General features: G+C 70.3%; 22 protein-coding genes, 1 tRNA gene, 1 other RNA gene and 1 pseudogene. 14 read left to right on the top strand and 11 right to left on the bottom strand.

All coding sequences use genetic code 11. The features are described 5' to 3' along the window. Positions 1-84: 84 nt before the first annotated feature. The gene (aceE, locus tag BST44_RS20695) at positions 85-2,874 is read right to left on the bottom strand and encodes a pyruvate dehydrogenase (acetyl-transferring), homodimeric type (RefSeq protein ID WP_083178961.1); all 2,790 of its coding nucleotides are present in this window, start codon (positions 2,872-2,874) and stop codon (positions 85-87) included. A 185-nt stretch (positions 2,875-3,059) separates the two neighbouring features. Between aceE and BST44_RS20690 the strand changes: the two genes are divergently transcribed. The 5 genes from BST44_RS20690 (at position 3,060) to BST44_RS20670 (ending at position 5,961) form a co-directional block, all read left to right on the top strand. Then, on the top strand, positions 3,060-3,641 hold the full coding sequence (locus BST44_RS20690; RefSeq protein WP_083178960.1) for an Rv2240c family protein: 582 nt from the start codon (positions 3,060-3,062) through the stop codon (positions 3,639-3,641). Positions 3,642-3,744: 103 nt separating this feature from the next. Continuing rightward, entirely contained in the window at positions 3,745-4,167 is a 423-nt protein-coding gene (locus tag BST44_RS20685) for a DUF3052 domain-containing protein (RefSeq protein ID WP_083178988.1), read from the top strand. Further along, entirely contained in the window at positions 4,167-4,628 is a 462-nt protein-coding gene (locus tag BST44_RS20680) for a peroxiredoxin (RefSeq protein ID WP_083178959.1), read from the top strand. Before BST44_RS20685 ends, BST44_RS20680 begins: the two co-directional genes overlap by 1 nt. A 46-nt stretch (positions 4,629-4,674) precedes the next feature. Beyond that, a tRNA-Val gene (locus BST44_RS20675) sits at positions 4,675-4,746 on the top strand. A gap of 96 nt (positions 4,747-4,842) precedes the next feature. After that, positions 4,843-5,961 (top strand): epoxide hydrolase family protein, encoded by a 1,119-nt coding sequence (locus BST44_RS20670; protein ID WP_083178987.1) that lies wholly within the window; start codon positions 4,843-4,845, stop codon positions 5,959-5,961. Here the strand turns inward: BST44_RS20670 and BST44_RS20665 are convergent. Beyond that, positions 5,958-6,773: an oxygenase MpaB family protein gene (locus BST44_RS20665; RefSeq protein WP_083178986.1), complete on the bottom strand. Its 816-nt coding sequence runs from the start codon at positions 6,771-6,773 to the stop codon at positions 5,958-5,960. The genes BST44_RS20670 and BST44_RS20665 overlap by 4 nt on opposite strands. A gap of 50 nt (positions 6,774-6,823) precedes the next feature. On the opposite strand from BST44_RS20665, the gene BST44_RS20660 reads away from it, so the two are divergent. Continuing rightward, positions 6,824-7,768, top strand: coding sequence for a cobalamin biosynthesis protein (locus BST44_RS20660; protein WP_083178958.1), 945 nt, complete (start codon positions 6,824-6,826; stop codon positions 7,766-7,768). Here BST44_RS20660 and BST44_RS20655 read toward each other — a convergent pair. Genes BST44_RS20655 through BST44_RS20645 form a run of 3 tightly spaced genes read right to left on the bottom strand, consistent with a single transcriptional unit; the run spans position 7,750 to position 9,794 of the window. Beyond that, positions 7,750-8,586: an SURF1 family cytochrome oxidase biogenesis protein gene (locus BST44_RS20655; protein ID WP_083178957.1), complete on the bottom strand. Its 837-nt coding sequence runs from the start codon at positions 8,584-8,586 to the stop codon at positions 7,750-7,752. The two genes, BST44_RS20660 and BST44_RS20655, sit on opposite strands and share 19 nt — an antisense overlap. Before the next feature lies 1 nt (position 8,587). After that, a complete protein-coding gene (locus BST44_RS20650; protein ID WP_083178956.1) occupies positions 8,588-9,085 on the bottom strand; it encodes a low molecular weight protein-tyrosine-phosphatase in 498 nt (165 codons plus the stop codon). Then, positions 9,078-9,794, bottom strand: coding sequence for an HAD-IA family hydrolase (locus tag BST44_RS20645; RefSeq protein ID WP_208619852.1), 717 nt, complete (start codon positions 9,792-9,794; stop codon positions 9,078-9,080). Before BST44_RS20645 ends, BST44_RS20650 begins: the two co-directional genes overlap by 8 nt. An 83-nt stretch (positions 9,795-9,877) precedes the next feature. Here BST44_RS20645 and cobC point away from each other — a divergent pair, with 83 nt between their 5' ends. The 6 genes from cobC to BST44_RS20615 are packed head-to-tail and all read left to right on the top strand — an operon-like array spanning position 9,878 to position 14,713. Then, a complete protein-coding gene (gene cobC, locus BST44_RS20640) occupies positions 9,878-10,906 on the top strand; it encodes an Rv2231c family histidinol phosphate aminotransferase CobC (protein ID WP_083178955.1) in 1,029 nt (342 codons plus the stop codon). Further along, positions 10,903-12,051 carry a Nif3-like dinuclear metal center hexameric protein gene (locus BST44_RS20635; RefSeq protein ID WP_083178954.1) on the top strand — a complete coding sequence of 383 codons (1,149 nt, stop codon included), beginning with the start codon at positions 10,903-10,905 and terminating at the stop codon, positions 12,049-12,051. Before cobC ends, BST44_RS20635 begins: the two co-directional genes overlap by 4 nt. Then, the gene (locus tag BST44_RS20630) at positions 12,048-12,785 is read left to right on the top strand and encodes a zinc ribbon domain-containing protein (protein ID WP_083178953.1); all 738 of its coding nucleotides are present in this window, start codon (positions 12,048-12,050) and stop codon (positions 12,783-12,785) included. The genes BST44_RS20635 and BST44_RS20630 overlap by 4 nt, the downstream gene beginning before the upstream one ends. Further along, positions 12,782-13,879 (top strand): bifunctional RNase H/acid phosphatase, encoded by a 1,098-nt coding sequence (locus BST44_RS20625; RefSeq protein ID WP_083178952.1) that lies wholly within the window; start codon positions 12,782-12,784, stop codon positions 13,877-13,879. Before BST44_RS20630 ends, BST44_RS20625 begins: the two co-directional genes overlap by 4 nt. Before the next feature lie 19 nt (positions 13,880-13,898). Further along, a complete protein-coding gene (locus tag BST44_RS20620) occupies positions 13,899-14,480 on the top strand; it encodes a TetR-like C-terminal domain-containing protein (protein ID WP_083178951.1) in 582 nt (193 codons plus the stop codon). Positions 14,481-14,512: 32 nt separating this feature from the next. Further along, positions 14,513-14,713, top strand: coding sequence for a hypothetical protein (locus tag BST44_RS20615; protein WP_083178950.1), 201 nt, complete (start codon positions 14,513-14,515; stop codon positions 14,711-14,713). 15 nt (positions 14,714-14,728) lie between these two features. On the opposite strand, the gene BST44_RS20610 is transcribed toward BST44_RS20615, so the two are convergent. The 5 genes and pseudogenes from BST44_RS20610 to BST44_RS20595 form a co-directional block, all read right to left on the bottom strand. Beyond that, positions 14,729-16,249: a molybdopterin-dependent oxidoreductase gene (locus BST44_RS20610; protein ID WP_083178984.1), complete on the bottom strand. Its 1,521-nt coding sequence runs from the start codon at positions 16,247-16,249 to the stop codon at positions 14,729-14,731. Positions 16,250-16,380: 131 nt separating this feature from the next. Continuing rightward, a complete protein-coding gene (locus BST44_RS20605) occupies positions 16,381-16,575 on the bottom strand; it encodes a ferredoxin (RefSeq protein ID WP_065444334.1) in 195 nt (64 codons plus the stop codon). Then, positions 16,575-16,641: pseudogene (locus BST44_RS31720) on the bottom strand (hypothetical protein); the annotation flags it as partial. The gene BST44_RS20605 and the pseudogene BST44_RS31720, both read right to left, overlap by 1 nt. 6 nt (positions 16,642-16,647) lie before the next feature. After that, a complete protein-coding gene (locus BST44_RS20600) occupies positions 16,648-17,817 on the bottom strand; it encodes a cytochrome P450 (protein ID WP_083178949.1) in 1,170 nt (389 codons plus the stop codon). A 74-nt stretch (positions 17,818-17,891) separates the two neighbouring features. Beyond that, positions 17,892-18,467: a helix-turn-helix domain-containing protein gene (locus BST44_RS20595; RefSeq protein ID WP_083178948.1), complete on the bottom strand. Its 576-nt coding sequence runs from the start codon at positions 18,465-18,467 to the stop codon at positions 17,892-17,894. A 47-nt stretch (positions 18,468-18,514) separates the two neighbouring features. Here BST44_RS20595 and BST44_RS20590 point away from each other — a divergent pair, with 47 nt between their 5' ends. Beyond that, positions 18,515-19,144, top strand: coding sequence for a class I SAM-dependent methyltransferase (locus BST44_RS20590; protein WP_083178983.1), 630 nt, complete (start codon positions 18,515-18,517; stop codon positions 19,142-19,144). Between the two features lie 3 nt (positions 19,145-19,147). Here BST44_RS20590 and BST44_RS20585 read toward each other — a convergent pair whose 3' ends face one another. Then, a complete protein-coding gene (locus BST44_RS20585) occupies positions 19,148-19,858 on the bottom strand; it encodes a 2OG-Fe(II) oxygenase (RefSeq protein WP_208619851.1) in 711 nt (236 codons plus the stop codon). A gap of 128 nt (positions 19,859-19,986) precedes the next feature. Between BST44_RS20585 and rnpB the strand changes: the two genes are divergently transcribed. Further along, positions 19,987-20,387: RNase P RNA component class A (gene rnpB / locus BST44_RS20580), an RNA gene on the top strand. The last annotated feature ends 58 nt before the right edge of the window (positions 20,388-20,445 follow it).

The raw sequence follows: 20,445 nt of genomic DNA, 5'->3' as shown, positions 1-20,445 counted from the left end.
CGCTTTAGGCGCCATGGCCCTGCTGGCCGTGCACTCGTGGTGCAGCGCCCGGCTGGCTGGGCGCTGGCGGGGGCGCACGCCCGCTCAGGCCACGCCGGGGTCGGACGTCTGCTCGGGCGCGGCCTGAACGTCGTCGATCTTGTACTGGCGGGCCGCCGCGACCGGCACGGACGGGTCGATCTCGCCGTCGCGCGCCAACGCCTCCAGCACCGCCACCACCTGCGACTCGGCGTCGGTGTTGAAGTAGCGCCGCGCGGCGGGCCGGGTGTCGGAAAAGCCGAACCCGTCGGTGCCCAGCGTGACGAAAGTGCCCGGCACCCACGGCCGGATCTGCTCGGGGACGGCGCGCATCCAGTCAGACACGGCGATCACTGGCCCGCCGACGCCCGACAGGGCCTGCGTCACGTAGGCCGTCCCGGCGGGCCGGTCGGGGTGGCGCAGCTTGGCCCTCTCGACAGATATGCCGTCGCGGTTCAGCTCGCCCCAGCTGGTCACCGACCACACGTCGGCGGCGACGTCCCACTCGGCGGCCAGCATCTCGGCCGCCTGCAGCGCCGACGGCATGGCCACCCCCGAGGCCAGGATCTGCGCCGTGTTCGCGCGCTGTTCGGTGGCGGCGCGGTAGCGGTAGATGCCGCGCAGGACGCCCTCGGGGTCGAAGTTCTCCGGCTCCGGGGGCTGCACGTACGGCTCGTTGTAGACGGTGATGTAGAAGTACACGTTCTCGGGGTCTTCCCCGAACATCCGCGCCAGCCCGCTCTCGACGATGTAGGCGATCTCGTAGGCGAAGGCCGGGTCGTAGGCGACCACGGCGGGGTTGGTGCTGGCCAGCAGCAGCGAGTGGCCGTCGGCGTGCTGCAGGCCCTCTCCGGTCAGCGTGGTGCGCCCCGCGGTGGCCCCGAGCAGGAAGCCGCGGGCCATCTGGTCGGCGGCGGCCCACAGGCCGTCGCCGGTGCGCTGGAACCCGAACATCGAATAGAAGATGTAGATCGGGATCATCGGCTCGTTGTGCGTCGCGTACGACGTGCCGGCCGCGATGAACGAGCCCACCGACCCCGCCTCGTTGATGCCCTCGTGCAGGATCTGGCCGACTTCGCTCTCCTTGTAGGCCAGCATCAGCTCGGCGTCGACGGCGGTGTACAGCTGACCGAGGCGGTTGTAGATCTTCAGCGACGGGAACCACGAGTCCATCCCGAACGTGCGCGCCTCGTCGGGAATGATCGGCACGATCCGTGGGCCAACCTCCTTGTCTCGCAACACTTCCTTGAAGGTGCGCACGGTCGCCATGGTGGTGGCGACCTCCTGGTTGCCCGAGCCCTTCTTCAGCGCCGCATAGATGTCGCGAGCGGGCAGCTTGAGCGCCTTGGCCTTGGTGCGGCGCTCGGGCAGGAAGCCGCCCAGGGTGCGGCGGCGGTCCAGCATGTACCGGATCTCCGGGGCGTCGGGGCCCGGGTGGTAATAGGGCGGCAGATAGGGGTTCTCGTCCAGCTGGGCGTCGCTGATCGGAATCCGCATCGAGTCGCGGAAGTGTTTAAGGTCTTCCAGCGCAAGCTTTTTCATCTGATGGGTGGCGTTGCGGCCCTGGAAGTGAGCGCCCAGCGAGTAGCCCTTGATGGTCTTGGCCAGGATGACCGTCGGCTGGCCCTTGTGGTCGACGGCGGCGCGGTAGGCGGCGTACACCTTCCGGTAGTCGTGGCCGCCGCGCTTGAGGTTCCAGATCTCGGCGTCGGTCATGTTCTCGACGAGCGCCTTGGTGCGCGGGTCGCGGCCGAAGAAGTGGTCGCGCACGTAGGCGCCGTCGTTGGCCTTGTACGTCTGGTAGTCGCCGTCGGGCGTGGTGTTCATCAGGTTGACCAGCGCGCCGTCCCGGTCGGCGTGCAGCAGGGCGTCCCACTCGCGGCCCCACACCACCTTGATCACGTTCCAGCCGGCCCCGCGGAAGAACGACTCCAGCTCCTGGATGATCTTGCCGTTGCCGCGCACCGGGCCGTCGAGGCGCTGCAGGTTGCAGTTGATCACGAAGGTCAGGTTGTCCAGGCCCTCCAGCGCGCCGACGTGCGCCAGCCCGCGGCTCTCCGGCTCGTCCATCTCGCCGTCGCCCAAAAAGCACCACACGTGCTGATCGGAGGTGTCCTTGATGCCCCGGTCGTGCAGGTAGTGGTTGAACCGCGCCTGGTAGATCGCGTTGAGCGGGCCCAGGCCCATCGACACGGTGGGGAACTCCCAGAAGTCGGGCATCAGCCGCGGGTGCGGGTAGGACGGCAGCCCACCGGCGGCGTGGCTGTGCTCCTGCCGGAAGCCGTCGAGCCGGTCCTCGCTGAGCCGGCCCTCGAGGAAGGCGCGCGCATAGATCCCCGGCGACGCGTGGCCCTGGATGAAGATCTGGTCACCGCCGCCGGGATGCGATTTGCCCCGGAAGAAGTGGTTGAAGCCGACCTCGTAGAGCGCCGCCGACGACGCGTAGGTCGAAATGTGCCCGCCCACGCCGACTCCCGGGCGCTGGGCGCGGTGCACCATGATCGCGGCGTTCCACCGGATCCACGCCCGGAAGCGCCGTTCGACGTCCTCGTCGCCGGGGAACCACGGTTCCAGTTCGGTCGGGATCGTGTTGACGTAATCGGTTGATGTGAGCGACGGAATGGCCACGCGCTGCTCGCCGGCCCGTTCCAGCAGCCGCAGCATCAGGTACCGCGCCCGCGCCGGGCCGGAGCGCTCCAGCAGTTCGTCGAACGACTCCAGCCACTCCGAGGTCTCCTCGGGGTCGATGTCGGGCAGGTACGACGCGACGCCTTCGCGGATCACCCGAACGCGGTCGGGTTCGCTTGCGCTGCTAGGGGTTTTGGCCAGATCGTGGCGCGCGAACTCGGTTGTCAACGCACTGCTCCTGTAGTTGGCGGGGCTTGTGCCCTCGGGGTGCTGTGCACCGTCTCCCTCTATCGTGCCGCACCGGCGTTTCGCGGGGCCAGCCGACGTCGGGTAGCCGATACGGGTTCACCCGGCGGACACGAACTCGTGCGTAGCGGAACGGTCGGGGAGGCCACCCGGTAACGTCATGAGCCGTGCTCATCGGATGGCGTGCCGTCCTTGCGGGGAGCTTCCCCAGGCGAGGCGCTCTGGCGCTCGGATGTATCGCGGCCATGCTGATGGGGATCGTGGGGTGTACCACCGTCACCAACGGCACCGCCACGCCCGACACCCAGGTGGCCCCGGCCTACCGGCAGTCGGTGTCCGCGTCGGTGTCCGCGTCGGTGGCGACGTCACGGGTCCGTGAATCCCAGCGGCAACAGTCGCTGACCACCCGGGCGGTGCGCAGCTCCTGCGACACGCTGGCCACGTCCAGCAAGGACGCGATCGACAAGGTGAACGTCTTCGTCGGCGCGTTCAACGCGGGCCGCAACACCGGCCCCACCGAAGGTCCCGCCATCGACGCGCTGAACAGCAGTGCCGACACGGTGGGCAACAGCTTCAACGACGCGCTGTCCCAGCCGCTGAAAGACGCGTTCAACGCGTACATCGACGCGGCCCGCGCGGTGGCCAACGCCATCGGCACCCACGCGGCGACGGGGGAGTTCAATCGGCGGGTGGACCGGCTCAACGACGCCAAGACGAAGGCGCTGAAACTCTGTCTGGCGTCTTTCTGAGGCGCCTCGTGAGGCGCGGGTGTCGACGCGGTTGCGGCTGTGCGACGATAATCCCCATCGCACGGCGCAGATAGCTTGCGGACAAATGCAAGGAGGCTCCACGGTGGTCGCGGCGGATCACGCCTCGAGCTACGCTCGCAAACTGGGCATCCAACGAGACCAAGTCGTCCAGGAATGGGGCTGGGACGAGGACGCCGACGACGAAATCCGCGCTGACGTCGAGGAAGCGTGCGGCGCTGAGTTGCTCGACGAGGACACCGACGAGGTGGTCGACGTCGTGCTGCTGTGGTGGCGCGACGGGGACGGCGACCTGGTGGACACCCTGATGGACGCGATCGGCCCGCTGGCCGAAGACGGCGTGATCTGGGTGCTGACGCCCAAGACCGGCAAGCCCGGCCACGTGCTGCCGGCCGAGATCGCCGAGGCGGCCCCCACCGCCGGCCTGATGCCGACGTCGTCGGTCAATTTGGGCGACTGGAGCGCCAGCCGGTTGGTGCAGCCGAAGTCCCGGACCGGGAAGCGTTGATGCTGCCCGTCGGCGCCACCGCCCCGGACTTCACACTGCGCGACCAGAACCAACAGCGGGTCACCCTGAGCTCCTACCGCGGAACCAAGAACGTCCTGCTGGTGTTCTTTCCGCTGGCCTTCACCGGCATCTGCCAGGGCGAGCTGGATCAGCTGCGCGATCACCTGCCCGATTTCGAGAACGACGAGAGCGCGGCGCTGGCCATCTCGGTGGGGCCGCCGCCCACCCACCGCATCTGGTCGCTGGAGAGCGGGTTCACCTTCCCGGTGCTGTCGGATTTCTGGCCGCACGGCGAGGTCAGCCAGGCCTACGGCGTGTTCAACGACGACGCCGGCTACCCCAACCGCGGCACGTTCGTCATCGACCGGTCCGGCGTCATCCGGTTCGCCGAGTGCAAACAGCCCGGCGAATCCCGCAACCAGCGGCTGTGGGTCGACGCGCTGGCGGCTTTGCGGGGCTGAAATTTTTGGGTACCCGGGCGTTGTGCGTGTAGCCTGCCTCGGGCACGGGCGCGTAGCTCAGTGGTAGAGCTCTGGTTTTACACACCAGCGGTCGGCGGTTCGATACCGTCCGCGCCCACCGACCGATCCCGGGCCTGCGCGAGCGTCACGCCAGCGCGACTCTCGACCCCGATTTTCACGCTGGCGTTACGCTCGCCGGGTGAGCGAGCAACCCGTGGAGCCGTTTCGCATCGACGTCCCCGACGACGTCCTGGAAGACCTGCGGGCGCGATTGGCGCGCACCCGCTGGCCGGAAGCCGAATGCGTGGACGACTGGAGCCAGGGCATGCCGCTGGCCTACACCCGCGAGCTGGCCGGCTACTGGGCCGACGAATACGACTGGCGTTCCCGTGAGGCCGCGCTCAACCGCTTCGACCAGTACGTCACCGAGATCGACGGCCTCGACATCCACCTCATCCACCAGCGCTCGCCGCACGACGACGCCTTCCCGTTGCTGATCACCCACGGCTGGCCCGGCTCGATCGTGGAGTTCCACAAGGTGATCGAGCCGCTGACCAACCCGGCGTCCGGCCGCGCCGAGGACGCCTTCCACGTGGTCTGCCCGTCGCTGCCGGGGTACGGCTTCTCCGGGAAGCCCGCCCGCACGGGCTGGGGTGTGGAGAGGGTCGCGGCGGCCTGGGAGACGCTGATGCTGCGCCTGGGCTACGAGCGCTACGGCGCCCAGGGCGGCGACTGGGGCGCCGCCGTGACCACCCAGATCGGCCGAAACGGGGGCCACTGCGCGGGGATCCACCTCAACATGCCGATCGGGCGGCCCACCCCGGAGTCGCTGCAGAACCCGACGGACGAGGAGCAGCGGGCGATGGCCGCGATGGCCGAGCACCGCAAGTGGGGCACCGGCTATCCCAAGCAGCAGTCCACCCGGCCCCAGACCCTGGGCTACGGGCTGGCCGATTCGCCGGTGGGGCAACTGGCGTGGATCGTCGAGAAGTTCTGGGCGTGGGCCGACTGCGACGGGCATCCGGAGAACGTGTTCACCCGCGACGAGCTGCTGGACAACGTGATGGTCTATTGGGTGACCAACACCGGCGCGTCCTCGGCCCGGCTGTACTGGGAGAGCTTCAGGGTGTGGGGGCAGCTGGACCGGGTCGAAATGCCCACGGGGGTGGCGGCTTTCCCGGGCGAGCTGCTGAAGGCGCCCAGAAGCTGGTGCGAGCCGGTCTACAACATCACCCGCTGGACGCCCATGGAACGCGGCGGGCACTTCGCCGCTTTCGAACAACCCGAGTTGTTCGTCGAGGACGTCCGCGCGTTCTTCGCGACGGTGCGCTAGACGATCCGCCAGCCGCGTCGCGCCCGAAAACGCATGTCCCACAGGTATATCCGATAGCTGAGGATCCAGATTCCGTGTGGGAGGAAGAGGTCGGCCAGCCGCAGCGCGGACAGCAGCCACCCGAACCGGCGTTGTTGGGCCGCCGACCAGTCCAGCCGCATCAGCGCGCGAAACTCCGGCGCCAAAAACCCCGTCGTCGCGAACAGGTTGAACGGCCCGGCCGGCACCTGCAACGGCTTCGGCAGGAACGCCAGCGATGCCACCCCGCGCAGGTGCTCGCGCACCGGCGGGTCGATGCGCAGTTCGTCGAGCGTGCGCTTCCAGTACTCGTCGAACGCCGCCCGGTCCGGCGGCCACATCCCTTCGGGTACCTGCAGCGTGGTGCCCAGCCGCCTGGCGTCCAGGTAGACGGCGTCGGCGGCGGCGCCGTCCAGCGGCCCGTGCAGGAACTCGTGCTGGTCGACGAAATAGCGGTACAGGCACGCGGCCACCCACAGCTGCAGCTTGGGGTCGAAGGCGTTGTAGGACATCGGGCTTGACGACGTGGACCGGACCTGCCGGTGGACGGCGTCCACGGCGCCGCGGATCAGCGCGCGGTCGGACTCGGTCCCGATGGTGGCGACCGCGAGGTAGGTGCCGGTGGTGCGCGCCCGCTTGAAGGGATGCTTGTAGACGTTGCCGCTGTCCACCGGGCTTTCCAGCACGCCATACCCGACGCCGGGCAGGGACAGCTGCATGATCACGTTCGCGGCCGGGAGCAACAGTGCCGCCGGGTTCAGCAGGTCGGCGACCCGGGTCGCGGGGCGCTTCATCGCGGACGACGCCATGTCGTCGAGTGAACCACGTGTGAGACGCTGCCGGGGTGGTGGCGACGCGGACCCGGCTCGCCGGCGTGCTGGCCGGCTACCTGGCCGACGTCGTGCTGGGCGACCCGGTGCGGGGACATCCGGTCGCGGCGTTCGGCCGGGCCGCTGCCGCCGTCGAACGCGTGACCTACCGCGACAGCAGGGCTGCGGGGGTCGTGCACGTCGCCGTGCTGGTCGGGGCCTTGAGCTTGCTCGGGTCCGCGCTGCAACGCACCGCCGACCGCGGCGGGTGGCCGTGGTCGATCGCGACCACGGCGGGGGCCACCTGGGTGTCGGTGGGCGGAACCTCGTTGGTAAGCACCGGCTTGGAGATGGCGGAACTGTTGGAGGGCGGCGACGTCGAGGCCGCGCGCCGGCTGCTGCCTTCACTGTGCGGGCGCGACCCGGCCTGGCTGGACGGCGCCGGCCTGGCGCGCGCGTCGCTGGAATCGGTCGCGGAAAACACGTCCGACGCCGAGGTGGCGCCGCTGTTGTGCGCCGCCGTGGGCGGGGCGCCCGGGGTGCTGGCCTACCGCGCGATCAACACGCTGGACTCGATGATCGGCTACCGCTCCGAGCGCTATGCCCGATTCGGTTGGGCAGCGGCGAGATTGGACGACGCGGCGAACTACGGGGCGGCGCGGGTGACGGCGGCGCTGGTGGTGCTGTGCGCGCCGTTGGTCAGCGGGTCACCCGCGGGTGCGCTGCGCGCCTGGCGCCGTGACGCCACCCGCCACCCCAGCCCCAACGCCGGCGTGGTGGAGGCGGCCTTCGCCGGGGCGCTGGGGGTGCGGCTCGGCGGGCCCACCCAATACCGGCACGAGTTGCAGATCCGGCCCACGCTGGGCGACGGTCACGAGCCGACGGTGACCGACCTGCGCCGCGCCGTCGCCCTGTCGCGCACCGTGCAGGCGGGGACGGCGGTGCTGGCGGGGCTGGTGGCCTACCGGTGGCGGCCGTAGCGGTCGGCGAGTTTGGCCTCCACGGTCTTCGGGCGCTCCGGCGCTTCCGGGGTGGCGGCGGTCCCGGCCTGCTGCTCCTTCTCCCGGCGGCGGGCGCGGATCTCGGAATACACGAAGTAGCCCAGGCCCAGCGGGGCGACGATGCCGAAGGAAATCCATTGGATGCCGTACGACAGGAACGGCCCGGCGTCCAGGTGCGGCACGCCGATGACGCCGAGCCCGCCGGGCTGGTCCTCGGTCAACTGCAGATACGACCCGGCGAGCGGGACCTTGGTGAGCGCCGACACCTGACCGGTGTTGATCGAATACACCTGCAGCGCGCCATCTTCGGTGAGGGGGGCCCTGCCCGTGGCGACGGCCTCGGAATCGCGCAGCCGCGCGGTGACGGTGACGGTGTCCCCGGGCGGGCGGGGGATCGGCGGGACGTGGGAGCCCTGCTCGGGCCGGACGTACCCCCGGTCGACCAGGACGGTGGGCCCGCCGTCGACGACGAAGGGTGCCAGCACCTCGAACGCCGGCTTGCCCTCGATCACCCGCAGCCGGGCCAGCACCTGAACATCCGGCAGGTAATGCCCGCTGGCCGTGACGCGGCGCCACTGCGCATCCGGGGCCGAGGAATCCTGCTGCGGCAACAAAGATTTCAGTGGTACCGGCGCGGTGTTGAGGGAGTACTCGATCTGCCGGTTCTCCCGCGACGTCCGGTTGTGCTTGCCCAGCTGCCAGGGCGCCAGCACCGTGAAGCACAGGTAGGTGAAGGCGACGACCACCAGGCCCAGGGCTATCCAGCCGGGCCGCAGCAGAAACGCCAGCCGACGCATGTCAACCGGATCCGTTCCGGCCGAGCCGATCGTCGACCCAGTCGTGCAGGCCGGGCAGCGAGGCCTCGATGACGGTGAAGACGTCCTCGAAGTCCCGCGCGTCGCCGTAGTAGGGGTCCTCGACGTCGAGGGCGTGGGCGCCCGAACGCGGGTCGAAGGACCGCAACATCCGCACCCGCTCCTCGTCGACCCCAAGCTGGCGCAGCATCCGAAGATGGTTGCGGCCCAACGCCACCACCAGGTCGGCCGCCAGGTGGTCGGCGTCGACCTGCGCGGCGCGGTGTTCGGTGGAGTAGCCGTGGGCGCGCAGGACGTCGGTCGCCCGGTCGTCGGCGCATTGGCCGACGTGCCAGTTGCCGGTGCCGGCGCTGCTCACCCGCACGGCGTCGGCCAGGCCGCGGCGCCGGAGCTGGTCGGCGAACATCTTCTCGGCCATCACCGACCGGCAGATGTTCCCCGTGCAGACGAACGTGATGTGCAACTGCTCCCGCTCAGGCACCGAGCACCGCCCGCAGTTCGTCGACGGTCGCGGCGTGCGTCACCGCCGTGGTCCCGGCGGCCGTCGCGCCGTCGGGGAAGTCGGCCCGCCCGTAACCCCAGCCCACCACCACGGTGTCGATGCCGTGGGCGGCCGCGCCGTGCACGTCGTGGCTGCGGTCGCCGACCATGAGCACCCGCTCGGGCAGCGGCCGCAACTGTTCCAGCGCGTGCGCCAGCACCTCGACCTTGGTCTTGCGCGAGCCGTCGGGGCTGGCGCCGGCGATCACCTCGAAATGCCGGTCGAGCCCGAAATGGGCGAGGATGCGCCGCGCCGTCGGCTCCAGCTTCGAGGTGGCGACGGCCAGCCGCACGCCCGCGGCCTCCAGGTCGGAAAGCAGCGGCTCGATGCCGTCGAACAGCGTGTTCATCGCCCAGCCCCGGCTGCCGTATTCGGCGCGGAAGGCCGCGATCGCCTGCTCGGCGCCGTCGCTGCCCAGCATGGTGCGGAAGGTGTCGTCCATCGGCGGGCCGACGATCTGGGCCACCAAATCACCGTCGGGCACCGCGACGCCGACGTGCTCGAGCGCGTGCAGGAAGCTGGCCACGATCCCCTCCGCGGAGTCGGTGAGCGTGCCGTCGAGGTCGAAGATCACCAGCTGCGCCGTGGTGCGCGACGATGCCGTTTCGGCGCCGGAGGCCGGGCGATCCGCCGAGGTTGTGCCTGTCACCTCACCATTGTCCTCGATGGGGCCCCGGGCGGGTGGGACGGTGTCGCTGTCACGCCCCGAAGTCGCCCACTAGTGTTTCTCGGATGGCGAGTCTGAACCTGAGCCCGCCTGCGGTGCGCTATCACGGCGATCAGGCCGTCGCACCCGGGATGCTGGATTTCGCCGTCAACGTCCGGCACGCGCAACCGACCGAGTGGCTGGTGGGGCGGCTGGCCGCGCGGCTGCCGGATTTGGCGCACTACCCGAGCGTCGGGGACGTGCGCGCGGCGCAGGACGCCGTCGGGGCGCGGCACGGCCGGCCCCGCGACGAGGTGCTGCCCCTGGCCGGGGCCGCCGAGGGGTTCGCCCTGCTGAGCAACCTGCGCCCCGCAAAGGCGGCGGTCGTCGCGCCGTCGTTCACCGAGCCGGCGGACGCGCTGACCGCCGCCGGGGTGCCCGTGCACCAGGTCGTCCTCGAACCGCCGTTCGGCCTGGACGGGGTGGCCGTTCCCGACGACGCCGACCTGGTCGTGGTCGGCAACCCGACCAATCCCACCGCGGTGGTGCACACCCGCGATCAGCTCCTCGCGCTGCGCCGCCCCGGCCGGATCCTGGTGGTCGACGAGGCGTTCGCCGATTCGATTCCGGGCGAACCGGACTCGCTGGCCGGTGATTCGCTGCCCGACGTGCTGGTGCTGCGCAGCCTGACCAAGACGTGGGCGCTGGCGGGATTGCGGGTGGGTTATGCCCTGGGCTCGCCGGAGGTGCTGGCCCGGCTGACCGCCCAGCGGGCCCATTGGCCGGTGGGCACGCTGCAGCTGACCGCCATCGCGGCGTGCTGCGGCCGGCAGGCCGTCGCCGAGGCTGCGGCCGGTGCGGTGCGGCTGGCGGAGTTGCGCGCCGAGATGGCCGCCGGCCTGACGTCGGTGGGCGCCGAGGTGGTCGACGGCCGGGCCCCGTTCGTGCTGTTCCGCATGCCGGATGCCGAGTCGATCCGAACCGCCCTGCAAGACAAGGGGATTGCCATCCGCCGCTGTGATACCTTCGTCGGCCTGGACGAGCGCTACCTGCGGGCCGCGGTCCGCCGGGAGTGGCCGTTGTTGGTGCAGGCTATTGCGGAGGTGCGCCGGTGAGCGTGCGACTGGCCGACGTCGTCGGCGCGCTGGATGAGGCCTACCCGCCGCGGCTGGCCGAATCGTGGGACTCGGTGGGCCTGGTCTGCGGTGACCCCGACGACGCGCTCGAGTCGGTGACCGTCGCGGTCGACGCGACGCCGGCGGTCGTCGACGAAGTCCCCGCCGGCGGTCTGCTGCTGGCCCATCACCCGTTGCTGTTGCGCGGGGTCGACACGGTGGCGGCCAGCACGCCCAAGGGTGCGCTGGTGCACCGGCTGATCCGAACGGGCCGTTCGTTGTTCACCGCGCACACCAACGCCGACTCGGCGTCGCCCGGTGTGTCGGACGCGCTCGCACACGCGCTCGGCCTCACCGTCGAGGCCGCCCTCGAGCCGCGGACGGTCGCGCCCGACCTGGACAAATGGGTGGTCTACGTGCCGCGCGAGAACGCGGAAGCGGTGCAGGCGGCCGTGTTCGAGGCCGGCGCCGGGCACATCGGCGACTATTCGCACTGCAGCTGGAGCGTCAGCGGCATCGGGCAGTTCCTCCCGCATGAAGGGGCGACGCCCGCGGTGGGCAGCGTCGGGACCGTCGAGAAGGTCGCCGAGGACCGGTTCGAGGTCATCGCGCCCGCGCGGATCCGGGCCGCCGTGCTGGCTGCGCTGCGCGCGGCCCATCCCTACGAGGAGCCCGCGTTCGACATCCTGCGGCTGTTGCCCGCGCCCGGTGACACCGGGCTGGGACGCGTCGGCGCCCTGACGCGGCCGGAACCGCTGCGCGACTTCGTGTCCCGCGTCGACGCCGCCCTGCCGCGGACGGCGTGGGGCGTCCGCGCGTCGGGCGACCCCGACATGGCGGTGTCCCGGGTCGCCGTCTGCGGCGGCGCCGGGGACTCGCTGCTGACGACGGTGGCCGGCGCGGACGTGCAGGCCTACGTGACGGCGGACCTGCGGCACCACCCGGCCGACGAGCATCGCCGGGCCTCCGGGGTGGCGCTGGTGGACGTGGCGCACTGGGCGAGCGAGTTTCCCTGGTGCGAGCAGGCCGCCGACCTGCTGCGGTCCCGCTTCGGTGCGGCGCTGCCGGTGCGGGTGTGCACGATTCGCACCGACCCGTGGAATGTGGGCACGTGCGGCGACGAGACCGGGGGTGAGGCGCGATGAAGGCCGAGGTCGCTCAGCAGCGTTCGCTGCTGGAGCTGTCGAAACTGGATGCGGAGCTGTCCCGCATCACGCACCGGGCCGGCCACCTGGCCGAGCAACAGGCCTACGAGCGGGTGCGGGACGAACTCGCCGCCGCGGCCGACCGCGTGGGCGCCGTCCGGATCGCGTTGGAGGACATCGACGGTCAGGTGTCGCGGCTCGAGTCCGAGGTCGAGGCGGTGCGCCAGCGCGAGGACCGCGACCGGTCCCTGCTGCAGTCCGGCGCCGCCGACGCCAAGCAGCTCTCGGATCTGCAGCACGAGCTGGAGACCCTGATGCGGCGCCAGGCCTCCCTGGAGGATTCGCTGCTGGACGTGATGGAGCGCCGTGAGGAGCTGCAGTCCCAGCTGGATGACGCGCAGGGCAAGGTCGAGGCGCTGGAGGCCGAATCGGCCGGCGCCAGGCGGGCTCTCGACGACGCGCTCGCCGAGATCAGCGAGGCCCGCCAGGCCCATTCCCTGCGGCGCGAAACGCTGAGCGCGGCGCTGGACCCCGCGCTGTCCGCGCTGTACGAACGGCAACGGGCCGGGGGAGGGCCGGGCGCGGGGCCGCTGCTGGGGCGCCGGTGCGGCGCCTGCCGCCTCGAGATCGACCGCGGTGAAATGTCGCGCATCTCCGCCGCCGCCGAGGACGACGTGGTGCGGTGCCCGGAGTGTGGTGCGATCCTGTTGCGGGTCAAGGGGTTCGATCAGTGAAAGTGGTGATCGAGGCCGACGGCGGGTCGCGCGGCAACCCGGGCCCGGCCGGGTACGGCGCGGTGGTGTGGACCGAGGACCGATCGACGGCGCTGGCGGAGTCCAAGCAGGCCATCGGCCACGCCACCAACAACGTGGCCGAATACCGGGGCCTGCTGGCAGGTTTGGACGACGCCCTGCGGGTCGGCGCGACCGAGGCTGCGGTATTCCTGGATTCCAAGCTGTTGGTGGAGCAGATGTCGGGGCGGTGGAAGGTCAAGCACCCCGACCTGGTGGAGCTGCACGGGCAGGCCCGGAAGCTGGCGGCGCGGTTCGACCGGATCAGCTACACGTGGATTCCGCGGGACCGCAACTCCTACGCCGACCGGTTGGCCAACGAGGCGATGGACGCCGCCGCGGCCGGCGACCCGGTGCAGTCCGAGCGCCCCGCGGAGGCCGCCGCGGCGCCTTCGCCGCAGGCGCCCGGCTGGACCGGCGCGCGCGGCACCCCGACCAGGCTGCTGTTGCTCCGGCACGGGCAGACCGAGCTGTCGGTGCAGCGCCGCTATTCGGGCCGTGGCAACCCGGCGCTCACCGAGGTGGGGCGCCGGCAGGCCGACGCCGCGGCGCGTTATCTGGCGGAGCGTGGGGGGATCTCGGCGGTCTTCGCCTCGCCACTGCAGCGGGCCTACGACACCGCCGCCAGGGCTGCCAAGGCGCTCGGGCTGGACGTGACCGTCGACGACGACCTGATCGAAACCGATTTCGGCGCCTGGGAGGGGCTGACTTTCGGCGAGGCCGCCGAGCGGGACCCGGAGCTGCACGGTCGCTGGCTGCGCGACACCGGCACCACCCCGCCGGGCGGGGAAAGCTTCGACGACGTGCTCGATCGCGTCGTGTCGGCCCGCGAACGGATCGTCGCCGCCCACCAGGGCACGACCGTGCTGGTGGTCTCGCATGTGACGCCGATCAAGATGCTGCTCCGGCTGGCGCTGGAGGCGGGACCGGGCATCCTCTACCGCCTGCACCTCGACCTGGCGTCATTGAGCATCGCCGAGTTCTATTCCGACGGAGCGTCTTCCGTGCGGCTGGTGAACCAGACCGGATACCTATAGCCGGTGTAAGGAGACGTCGATGGAGCCGTCTGATCCGATCCGTGAATCCGTGCCCGCGGAGGTCCGGGCGCGGGTGATGCCGGCGGTGCTCGACGAGCTGACCCGTTGGGGTGTGGAGCGGTTCAGCATCGAGGCTCTGGCCGAGCGTCACCACCTCGACGCGGCGATGGTCTACCGGTACTGGGGAGATCGGCGTCGCCTCATCGTCGATGCCGTGCTTGCCGACGTCGAGAAGGTGAGCTCGGGAACCGACACTGGGTCGTTGCGCGGCGACCTCATGGCCTTGGCCAGCAACGTGACCAACCAGATCAACGGCGAAGTCGGCCGCTCTCTGCTGCGCGCGCTGGTGATGGACCGCCGCGGGGGACACGACGAAGCCACCCGAGTGAGGTTCTGGCGGTTGCATTTTGCCGCGATGCGCGCGGTGGTGGACCGGGCCAGGGATCGGGGCGAATTGCGCGAGGGCGTCAACACCCTGGCCGCGGTGCAGATCCTGCTGGCGCCGCTCAACATTCGCGCCCTGTATTCGGACGTTCCCGTCGACGACGACTATTGCGCGGCCATCGTCGACCTGGCATGGCATGCGCTGGCCCGCAGATGACGGTGGTCGCGTCGGCCGCGTAGCATCCCCGTATGAGAAGGACATCCGTCGCCACCTGCGCCTTCGGGGTGATACTCGCGTTGTTCGGTTTGATCTGGGCGCTTCAGGGATTCGGAGTGCTTGGTGGTAGCCCGATGAGCAACACAACGACCTGGTCCGTCATTGGCCCGATCACGGTGGTGATCGGCGCCGTGATGGCGGTGGTCAGCTGGCGGAAACTCTCGTCGAAGTAGCGGGAAAAGGGTGCGTCACGACCCGGCCACGGTGAAGTCGACCGTGTGCCAGCCGGTGGCACCGTCGGGGACGGGGGCGACCCGGTCCGCGGTCTGAGTGGCTCCGGCGTTGTCGGTGGCGCGCACGGTGATGGTGTGTCTCCCAGGGCTTTTCGCCTGCCACGGAAAGCTCCACAGCCGCCACGTCTCGTTGGAGTAGCTCGCGCCCTCTTCGGCGGGCTGCCACCCGCCGTCGTCGATGCGAACTTCCACGGCCCGCACCCCACGATTCTGTGCCCACGCGACCCCGCCGAACACCACGGGGCCGATCGGCACCCGCTGACCATCCTTGGGCACGTCGATCCGCGACTCGGTCTTGATGGGTGCGCGCGGTGCCCAACCCTGCCGCGTCCAGTACGCCTCTGCTTTGTCGAAGCGGGTCAGCTCCAGATCGACCACCCACTTGGTGGCCGACACGTATCCGTAAAGCCCTGGCACGACCAGCCGGGCCGGATAGCCATGATCGATCGGAAGGGGCTGTCCGTTAAGGGCGACCGCCAGCAGTGCGTCGCGGCCATCGGTGAGCGCATCCACGGGGGTGCCGGCGGTGAACCCGTCGACCGACGTCGAGAGCAACATGTCGGCGTCGGGGTGCACACCGGCGGCGGTCAACAGATCGGCCACCCGGTAGCCCGTCCAGACCCCGGTCGAAATAAGGTTGCCGCCAACGGGATTGGATACGCAGGTCAGCGTCGCCACATTCTCGACGACGTCGAACCCGGCTAGGTCGGCGAAGCTGTATGTCGCTTCGCGGTTCACCATGCCGTGGATACGCAACCGCCACTCGTCGTGACCGAGTTGAGGAACGATCAGCGCGGTGTCCACCCGGTAGAAGTCCGCGCTGGGGGTGACAAAGCTCGGTAGCGCAACACCTTTCGGTTGCACATCGGCTGGTATTGGTGGCGCCGCTATGCGCGCCCGGGGAAGGGGGAAGCGGTTGCGGTCAGCGGCCACCGAATGCACCAAGCGCGTGATGACCCCACCCGCCACTCCACTGACCACGCCGAACCCGAGCACTCCCAGCGCCACCAACCTGCGCCTTCCGGCGTCCGGTTCATCGTGATCGGCCGCCTCGTCGGGGTGTGACGGGCCTGTCCGGAACCGGCGGGTGAGCAGGCGTAGGGCCGTCACCCCGCAGGCCGTGCCCGCGATGGTGGGAATCGTGTCGAGTGGGGTCGCGCCCTGCCGCGACAGCACGGCGACGCACCCGAGCGCGCCGGCGGCGGCGATCGCGGCGCTGCCGAGCGGACGGCGCCGGGTCTCGAGGGTCCCGGCGATTGCGGCGATCGCGGCGATCACCACGAGCACGGCTACGGCAAGGAAGAGTTTGTCCAGAGAACCCAGGGTTTGAATCGCCCACTCTTTGATGGGGCCCGGCGTCAAGTCGACGACCGCTGAGCCGATCGCGGCACGGGCATCAGCCCTGGCGCCGAACGGGATGCCCACCAGCTGGGCTACTCCCAGCGCGAGGGAGGCGGCGGCGACCCCAGCGATCATCCGCTCGTTCGACGGCGCTGCGGCCACCGGAGCTACTGTACTCGCGTTCGGCGTTGTCGACCGCTAACGCTTTGCGGTGCAGGCGAACCGTCGCGGCGATCGTCCGCCGCCCCGGGCGATTCCGGTGTGCGTCAGCGCGACAGCGTGATGGCGCTCTCGGGACAGTTCCGCTCGGCGGTGACGGCCTGCGCCTCGAGGTCACCGGAGACGTCGGCGACGAGCACGACGGAGTGGCCGACCTCGTCGGCGTCGAAGACGTCGGGCGCAAGGGTGTAGCAGCGCCCGTGCCCGGTGCAGCGGTCGGCGTCGACGGCTACTTCAGTCATGGCGCCGCTCTCCCCCGCAAGCGGGAGGTGCCCCCACCTCATCGCTGCACTCTGCATCGTCGCCGGCGCGGGTCATGGCGCCGCGAAGACCAGCGGCAGCGACTCCACCGACCGCAGCGCGGCGGTGTAGGTCAGCTGGGTGCCGGGCTTGATCTCGTAATCCGGTATGCGCCGGTGGAATTCGCGCAACGCCACCCGTAGCTCCATGCGGGCCAGGTGCGAGCCGAGGCAGCGGTGCGGGCCGCCGCCGAACGCGCGGTGCCGGTTCGGGTTGCGGGTGAAGTCCACCAGCTCGGGGTCGGCGAACTCGGCCGGGTCGGTGTTGGCCGCGCCCAGCAACGGGCTGACCCGCTCACCCTTGCTGATCGGGCACCCGCCCACCTCGACATCTTGGATGGCGACGCGGGCGACGCCGGGCACCGGTGTCTCCCACCGCAACAACTCTTCGACCGCGCTCGGCAGCACCTCGGGCTGCTCGACCAGCTGATGACGGTGGTCGGGGTGGCGCGCCAGGTACACGAAGAAGCAGTCGAGCGAGTCGGTGACGGTGTCCAGCCCGGCGATGAGAAATAGGAAGCAGATGTCGAGCAGCTCTTCGCGCGACAGCGGCTGCCCGGCGATGTCGGCCGCGATCATCGCCGACAGCACGTCGTCGCGCGGGCCGGCGATGTGCTCGTCGATCGCGCGGTCGAAGTAGTCGTAGATCTCTTGCGCCACCGCGGCGGAACTCTCGTGCCGGCGGTCGAAGCCGGAGTCGCCCTCCGGCCGGATTACGCCGTCCTTCCATTCGAGAAACCGGTCGAGGTCTTCCAGCGGCAACCCGAGCAACTGCAGAAAGACGGTGCACGGCAACGGCACCGCGAACTCCGCATGGAAGTCGCACTCGCCCCGATCGGCGAAGCGGTCGATCATCTCGTTCACCAGCCCGGTGACGCCGGGTTCGCGCCTGGCCATCTCCCTCGGAGTGAACAACGGGTCGAGGATGCGGCGGTACTTCGCATGCTCGGGCGGGTCGATCTGCAGGGGGATCAGGGGCCGCACGTTGCCCAGATCGACCGCGTCCATGTTCGACGAGAACAGCTCGGTGTGCTTGAGCGCCATCTCGATGTCGGCCAGGCGACTGAGAACGACCGCCTGGGGCGACCGGAACACCGGGCTCGTTTCCCGCAGCGCCTTGTACATCGGCTGCGGCTCCGCGAGGCCGGTCACCGTTTGGTCGACGAACCCTTCGGTATCTGTCATCTGGTCAGACTGGCACCAACGCCACCGCCGGGCAATGGTCAATGCTAAGCGGTCGCCCAGTCGGCCCCGGACGGTCAACTGTGCAGGTGAAGCCGCTCGCCGTGCGTCCCGAAGATCATGATGGCCTCCACCGGGTCGTCGACCACCCCGAACCAGTGCGGAGTCCAGGTGGAGAACTCGACCGCCTCGCCCGGCGCGATGGTGAAGTCGCGGTCGCCCAGCACGAGCCGCATCCGCCCGGACAGGACGTACATCCAGTCCTGGCCCTCGTGCACCGGCAGCTCCGCCGGCGGGGTGCGGCGCCGGGCGCTGACCCGGACCTTGAACGCATGCAGGCCGCCGGCCGGGCCCTGGCGCGTCAACGGCCAATACGTGACCCCGTGGTGGGTGCGCGCGGCGCCGCGCACCCGCGGATCGTTCGTCTCGGCGGGCTGCAACAACTCGTCGGTGCTGACGGACAGCGCCCGCGCGAGCCGCGGCAGGTGATCCAGCGCCAGCCGGCGCTTTCCGGACTCGAGGCGGGAAAGCGTCGAGATGTCGATCCCGGCACGCGCGCCCACCTCCTGCAACGTCATGCCGCGCTGCATGCGCAGTTCCCGCAGCCGCCGGCGCACCTGCAGATCGATATCGGGAACGGTCTTTGCCTGCATGGCAAATAAGCTTGGCAATGCGGGCGCGGTTGGGCAAGCTCGCGGGCATGGATACTTCTTGCCAATCCGATGACGCCCGGCGGTTCTGGGAAGACCGCTACGGCTCGACCGAACGGGTGTGGAGCGGACGGGTCAACCCGCGCCTCGCCGAGGTGGCCGCCGACCTGCCCGCGGGCCGGGCCCTCGACCTCGGCTGTGGCGAGGGCGCCGACGCCGTGTGGCTCGCCGAGCGCGGTTGGCGCGTGGTGGCGGTCGACGTCTCGGCCACCGCGCTGCGACGGGCCGCCGATGCCGCCTCGGAACGGAACCTGCTCGCGCAGATCGACTTTCAGTGCCACGACCTCAACGAGAGCTTCCCCGACGGGATGTTCGACCTGGTGTCGGCCCAGTACCTGCACTCGCCGGCCCGGCTCGAGCGCGAGGACGTGTTGCGGCGGGCGGCCGAGCGCGTGAATCCCGGTGGTGTACTGCTGATCGTGGACCACGCGGCGTCCCCACCCTGGGCGGAGCACCACGACCACTCCTTCCCAGGCATCGACGAGGTGCTCGCGTCGTTGCGGCTGGACAGCGCCTGGACTCCGGTGCGGACCGAGACGGCGGAACGGGAGACGGTAGGGCCCGACGGTCAAGCCGCGACTCTGCAGGACAACGTGATCGTCCTGCGGCGAGGCGAATAACGCTCAGGCCGCGTCGTGAAAGATCAGGCCCATCGCATAGCGCTCGCCGGAACGCACCACCGACACACCGTGGCGCACCGGTGCGGCCGACCAGCCCCGGCTCGAGGGCACCGGCCGCTCCCGCGTGGTGAACACGAATCCGTGCCCCTGCGGCAATTGCGTTGCGGTGCCGCGGGACTGCGCACGGGGCCGCTGTTCGACGAGCAGGAATTCGCCGCCGGTGTAGTCGGCGTCGGGGTCGCTCAGGTTGATTACCACCTGCAGCGGAAAAACCAAGTCCCCGTACAGGTCCCGGTGCAGCGCGTTCCAGTCGCCCGGGCCGTACCTGAGCATGAGCGCGGTGGACCTGGTCTGGCCGGCCGCATGGCAGGTTGCCAGCCAATCGTCGAGGCTGTCCGGCCACGGCGCGTCGCGGCCCAGCTTGCACCACCAGTCGCGGGCGATGGGCAACAGCCGGGGATACAGCGCCTGTTTGAGCTCTTCGATCGGGTCGGGATACGGCGCCTGGAAGTAGCGATACTGTCCGGCGCCGTACCGGCGGGGTTCCATGTCGACGGTCGAGCGGAACAGGCCGTCGACGCCGTAGAGGTTGCGCAGGCGGGCCGCCTCGCCGCCAGTGACGAGGCGCGGCAGCAGCGCCCCGCCGTACGCGTCGACCGCGGCGGCGACGCCGTCCCAGTCGCCGGAGTCGACGCGCTTCTTCCAGCGGGACATCTGCGCCCTTCCGTGTGCGTGCGTGCGAGGTGCCGGGGTGCGAAGTCCACGATAGAGCCGCACCGGGGGAGGCCGGCAATGGTTGCTGGCCCCCGCATCGCGCAGGTAGTACCGTGGATCGTCGCGGACGAGTTGGCCGGGCGGCCGCGGACCGTCGCGAGGCGGTTCGAGGAAAGTCCGGACTTCACAGAGCAGGGTGATTGCTAACGGCAATCCGAGGTGACTCGCGGGACAGTGCCACAGAAAGCAGACCGCCACCCTCGCGGTGGTAAGGGTGAAACGGTGCGGTAAGAGCGCACCAGCGCCCCGGGTGACCGGGGCGGCTAGGCAAACCCCACCCGAAGCAAGGCCAAGAAGGCCGCACCGAAGGGTGCGGCCGCGCAGGCGTCCGAGGGTTGCTCGCCCGAGCCTGCGGGTAGGCCGCTCGAGGCACCCGGTGACGGTGTGTCCAGATGGATGGTCGCCGCTGTGCGTCTCCGGTCTCCGGGGGCGCGCAGAACAGAATCCGGCTTACAGGCCAACTCGCCCGCCCCGCCCCACACCTCCGCGAAACCGTATTCCGCGACGCGTTCGCCGAGTAAACGCGT

It is taken from the genome of Mycobacterium scrofulaceum (assembly GCF_002086735.1).
Lineage (GTDB): Bacteria > Actinomycetota > Actinomycetes > Mycobacteriales > Mycobacteriaceae > Mycobacterium > Mycobacterium scrofulaceum.
The sequence above is the reverse complement of the archived record's forward strand: the minus strand, read 5'-3'. Positions and strand labels throughout refer to the sequence as shown.

Bases quoted from the DNA above. Each gene is read 5' to 3' on its own strand.
- cobC (WP_083178955.1), top strand. From the start codon at position 9,878: ATGGCGAGTCTGAACCTGAGCCCGCCTGCGGTGCGCTATCACGGCGAT.
- BST44_RS20595 (WP_083178948.1), bottom strand. From the start codon at position 18,467: ATGCAGGCAAAGACCGTTCCCGATATCGATCTGCAGGTGCGCCGGCGG.
- BST44_RS20655 (WP_083178957.1), bottom strand. From the start codon at position 8,586: ATGCGTCGGCTGGCGTTTCTGCTGCGGCCCGGCTGGATAGCCCTGGGC.
- BST44_RS20615 (WP_083178950.1), top strand. From the start codon at position 14,513: ATGAGAAGGACATCCGTCGCCACCTGCGCCTTCGGGGTGATACTCGCG.
- BST44_RS20665 (WP_083178986.1), bottom strand. From the start codon at position 6,773: ATGAAGCGCCCCGCGACCCGGGTCGCCGACCTGCTGAACCCGGCGGCA.
- BST44_RS20605 (WP_065444334.1), bottom strand. From the start codon at position 16,575: ATGACTGAAGTAGCCGTCGACGCCGACCGCTGCACCGGGCACGGGCGC.
- BST44_RS20610 (WP_083178984.1), bottom strand. From the start codon at position 16,249: ATGATCGCTGGGGTCGCCGCCGCCTCCCTCGCGCTGGGAGTAGCCCAG.
- BST44_RS20680 (WP_083178959.1), top strand. From the start codon at position 4,167: ATGCTGCCCGTCGGCGCCACCGCCCCGGACTTCACACTGCGCGACCAG.
- BST44_RS20620 (WP_083178951.1), top strand. From the start codon at position 13,899: ATGGAGCCGTCTGATCCGATCCGTGAATCCGTGCCCGCGGAGGTCCGG.
- BST44_RS20630 (WP_083178953.1), top strand. From the start codon at position 12,048: ATGAAGGCCGAGGTCGCTCAGCAGCGTTCGCTGCTGGAGCTGTCGAAA.
- BST44_RS20600 (WP_083178949.1), bottom strand. From the start codon at position 17,817: ATGACAGATACCGAAGGGTTCGTCGACCAAACGGTGACCGGCCTCGCG.
- BST44_RS20590 (WP_083178983.1), top strand. From the start codon at position 18,515: ATGGATACTTCTTGCCAATCCGATGACGCCCGGCGGTTCTGGGAAGAC.
- BST44_RS20585 (WP_208619851.1), bottom strand. From the start codon at position 19,858: ATGTCCCGCTGGAAGAAGCGCGTCGACTCCGGCGACTGGGACGGCGTC.